At 70.7% G+C, this 4,082-nt stretch carries 4 protein-coding genes; all 4 read left to right on the top strand.

Going from position 1 to position 4,082, the window contains the following annotated elements; genetic code table 11:
* The coding region (locus AC2W7C_RS14255) for a Do family serine endopeptidase (RefSeq protein WP_486002026.1) at nt 1-1,419 on the top strand (1,419 nt) is incomplete at its 5' end.
* A 70-nt stretch (nt 1,420-1,489) separates the two neighbouring features.
* Nucleotides 1,490-2,161: a response regulator transcription factor gene (locus AC2W7C_RS14250; RefSeq protein WP_486002025.1), complete on the top strand. Its 672-nt coding sequence runs from the start codon at nt 1,490-1,492 to the stop codon at nt 2,159-2,161.
* A 9-nt stretch (nt 2,162-2,170) separates the two neighbouring features.
* Nucleotides 2,171-3,586 (top strand): sensor histidine kinase, encoded by a 1,416-nt coding sequence (locus AC2W7C_RS14245; RefSeq protein ID WP_486002024.1) that lies wholly within the window; start codon nt 2,171-2,173, stop codon nt 3,584-3,586.
* Nucleotides 3,583-4,014, top strand: coding sequence for an acetyltransferase (locus tag AC2W7C_RS14240; protein ID WP_486002023.1), 432 nt, complete (start codon nt 3,583-3,585; stop codon nt 4,012-4,014). Before AC2W7C_RS14245 ends, AC2W7C_RS14240 begins: the two co-directional genes overlap by 4 nt.
* Nucleotides 4,015-4,082 lie beyond the last annotated feature (68 nt).

Raw genomic sequence — 4,082 nt, 5'->3', positions numbered from 1 at the left:
CCAGCGCCGGCGGCGCGGGCCTGGCCTTCGCGCCGCCCCCAGGGCGCGCCGCTCAGCTTCGCCGACATCTTCCAGCAGGTCGCCCCGGCCGTGGTTCAGATCGACGTCAAGGCGCGGGTCCAGCGACCCAACATGATCCAGATCCCCGGTACGCCCTTCGCCATCCCGAACCCCAACGGCGGGCAGGGCGGCCAGGACGGCGAAGAGGGCGCGGACGGCGAGGGCGCGACCGCCCTGGGCGCCGGTTCGGGCTTCTTCATCTCGGCCGACGGCTACATCGTCACCAACAACCACGTGGTCGCCGACGCGGTCGAGATCACCGTCAAGCTGGCCGACGAGCGCGAGCTGACCGCCCGCGTGATCGGCCGCGACGAGTCGACCGACCTGGCCGTCATCAAGGTCGACGGGACCGACTTCCCGTTCGTCAGCTTCGAGGAGCAGGCCCAGCCCCGCGTCGGCGACTGGGTCATCGCGGTCGGCAATCCGTTCGGCCTGGGCGGCACCGCCACGGCGGGCATCGTCTCGGCCCAGGGCCGCAACCAGCTCGACAACTCCACGCCCTACACCGACTACATCCAGATCGACGCGGCCATCAACCGGGGCAACTCGGGCGGCCCGACGTTCGACATCTACGGCCGCGTGATCGGCGTGAACTCCGCCATCCTGTCGCCGACCGGCGGCTCGGTCGGCATCGGCTTCGCCATCCCCGCCTCGGTCGCCAAGCCGATCACCGACCGGCTGATGCGTGGCGAGACGATCCAGCGCGGCTATCTGGGCGTTGAGATCGGGCCGATCAGCCGCGACATCCAGGAGGCGATCGGCCTGGAAAGCCGCAACGGGGCGTACGTCAACAGCGTCACGCCCGGCGGCCCGGCCGACAGCGGCGGCCTGCAGGCGGGCGACATCGTCGTCAGCCTGAACGGCCGCACCGTCACCGACAACACCGATCTGACGCGCCGCGTGGGCGCCAGCAAGCCGGGGGATTCCCTGCGGATGGAGATCCTGCGCGACGGCCGCCGTCAAACGGTGACCGTGCGCTCGGGCACCCGCCCTTCGGAAACGGAGCTCAACTCGGGTCGCGGCGGCGAGGATCAGAGTGAGGGCCCGGCCCAGGGCAGCGCTTCGGGAACGGTGGTCGAGGGTCTGACCGTCGCCCCCATCACGCCCGCGCTTCGCCAGCGCTACAGCATCCCGGCCAACATCAACGGCGTGGTCGTGACCCAGCCGGGCCGCGGCGAGGCGCGCCGCTTCGCCCCCGGCTACGTCATCATGCGCGCCCGCAACAGCCCGGTGACCTCGGTCGCCGATCTGCAGCGCGCGGTCGAGGCGTCGCGCGCGGCCGGCACGGGAGTCTTCCTCCACGTTTGGACGCCGGCGGGCAACCAGCCGTTCGTGTTGCCGCTTCCCAAGTCTGACTAACGCTTAACTGACGGGACCGCCGCCGATGCGCTAACATCGGCGGCGAATCTCGTTTTCGGGGGCTGACTTCATGCGCATTCTGGTGGTCGAGGACGACGCCGAAGCCGCGACCGCGATGGTCCGGGGCCTGACCGAAGCCGGTCATGAGGTGACCCACGCCGTCGACGGCGCCTTCGGCCTGCTGGAGGCCCAGAAGGGCGGTTACGACGTCTATGTGGTCGACCGCATGATGCCGCGCCTGGACGGCATCGGCATGGTCGAGACCCTGCGCAAGGACGGCGACCAGACGCCGGTGCTGTTCCTGTCAGCGCTGGGCGAGGTCGAGGACCGGATCACGGGCCTGAAGGCCGGGGGGGATGACTATCTGGTCAAGCCCTACGCCTTCGCCGAACTGATCGCCCGGGTCGAGGCCCTGTCGCGCCGCCGCGAGACCGGCTCGGTCGCCACCATGCTGAAGGTCGGCGACCTGGAGATGAACCTGATCGCCCGCACCGTCCACCGCGCCGGCCAGGAGATCGACCTGCAGCCCCGCGAGTTCCAGCTGCTGGAGTTCCTGATGCGCCACGCCGGCCAGTCGGTGACCCGCACCATGCTGCTGGAGAAGGTGTGGGAGTACCACTTCGACCCCCAGACCAACGTCATCGACGTCCATATCAGCCGCCTGCGCGCCAAGATCGACAAGGGCTTCGACAAGGCCATGCTGCAGACGGTCCGTGGGGCGGGATATCGGCTGGAGGCGTAGCGCCTCCGCATGAAACTGCCCTCCCTACTTCGCCGCACCCCCTTCCGGCTGACGCTGCTGTTCCTGGCGCTGTTCGCCGCGGCCGCCAGCGCCATCCTGGGCTATGTCTACGTCGCCTCGGCCTCCGAGGCGCGGCAGAAGGCCGAGCAGGACGTGCGCGGCGAACTGCGGGCGCTGACCGGCATCTACGACCAGCGCGGGCGGGACGCCCTGAACGCGGCGGTCATCGATCGCATGCTGTCGGGCGGCTCGCACCTGTATCTGCTGATGGACGAGGACGGGAACCGGATCACCGGCAGCCTGAACCAATCGCCGATCGCCGAGATGGCGGACGGACAGCAGTGGATCACCTTCCCCTTCACCGACACCGACCCCGAGGGGCGGGTGACCCGCCCGCAGGTGCGGGGCGTGCAAGTGCGGCTGTCGGGCGGCGAGATGCTGCTGGTCGGCCAGTCGATGGGCGACACCGAGGCCTACCTGGCGCGCCTGACCCAGGCGTTGTGGGCCGCCATGGGCGCGGTCCTGCTGCTGGGCCTGGGCGGCGGGCTGTTCGTCAGCCGCAACCTGGAACGGTCGATGGGGCGGCTGAACAAGGTGGTCAGCGCCGTTCAGGACGGCGACCTGAAGGCCCGCGTGCCGGTCCGCAACTCGGGCGACGAACTGGACGAGCTCGGCCAGGGCCTGAACGTCATGCTGGACCGGCTGGAGGGCTCCATGGCCTCGATCCGGCACGCCGGCGACGCCATCGCCCATGACCTGCGCTCGCCGCTGACCCGCATGCGCGCCAAGCTCGAGGTCGCGCTGATCGACGCCGAAGCCGGCAAGATCGACGGCGTCGACGCCTTGCAGATCGCCCTGGACGAGGCCGACCACCTGCTGAAGACCTTCAACACCGTCCTGGCCATCGCCCGGCTGCAGGCCGCGGCCGGTGCGGGCCGGACGCCCGATCCAGCGATCTTCGACGCCGCCGACCTGGCCGCCGACATGGCCGAACTCTACGAGCCGGCCAGCGAGGACAAGGGGCTGGAGTTCTCCGCCGAGATCGAGCGCGGCCTGATGGTCGAGGCCAACCAGCCGTTCCTGGCCCAGGCCCTGGCCAACATCATCGACAACGCCATCAAGTACACCCCGGTCGGCGGGGCGGTGATGCTGCGCGCCCGCCGCCGCTCGTCGGGCGAGATCGAGTTCTCGGTGACCGACACCGGCCCTGGTGTGCCCGAGGAGGATCGCGAGCGGGTCATCCAGCGCTTCGTGCGCCTGGACAACAGCCGCACCGAGCCGGGCTCGGGCCTGGGCCTGTCGCTGGTCGGCGCGGTGATGGAGGCGCACAGCGGCCGCATCGTGCTGGACGAAGGGCCCGGCGCCTACGGCGGCTTCGGTCCCGGGCTGCGTGTGGCCCTGGTCCTGCCGGCGGCGCCGGAATGATCCGCCCGGCCTGTCCGGAAGACGCCGCCCGCAACCTGGAGATCTGGCGTGATGCGGTGCGCGCCACCCACGGCTTCCTGACGCCCGAGGACCTGGTCGCGATCGACGCCCTTGTGACCGAGCATCTGCCGGCCATGGTCTCCTGGGTGATGACGGACGGCGACGACCGTCCGTTGGGCTTCATGGCCCTGACCGGCGCCCACATCGACGCCCTGTTCGTGGACCCCGCCAGCCATGGCCAGGGGATCGGCCGCGCGCTGGTCGCCTACGCCGGCGCGCTGCATCCCGACCTGACGGTCGATGTGAACGAGCAGAATTCGCTGGCGATCGGTTTCTACGAGCGCCTCGGGTTCCGCCGGACCGGCCGGTCCGAGACCGACGACCAGGGCCGCCCCTATCCGCTGCTGCACCTGGAGCTGCGCGGATGACGACGCTGAACCCCGGGGGCCCGGTGGTCGACGCCGCCGCCGCCGAGCGCGCGCGCGAACGCCTGTCC

Source organism: Brevundimonas sp. CURTG3B2_SDJG, from assembly GCF_057364705.1.
The sequence above is the reverse complement of the archived record's forward strand: the minus strand, read 5'-3'. Positions and strand labels throughout refer to the sequence as shown.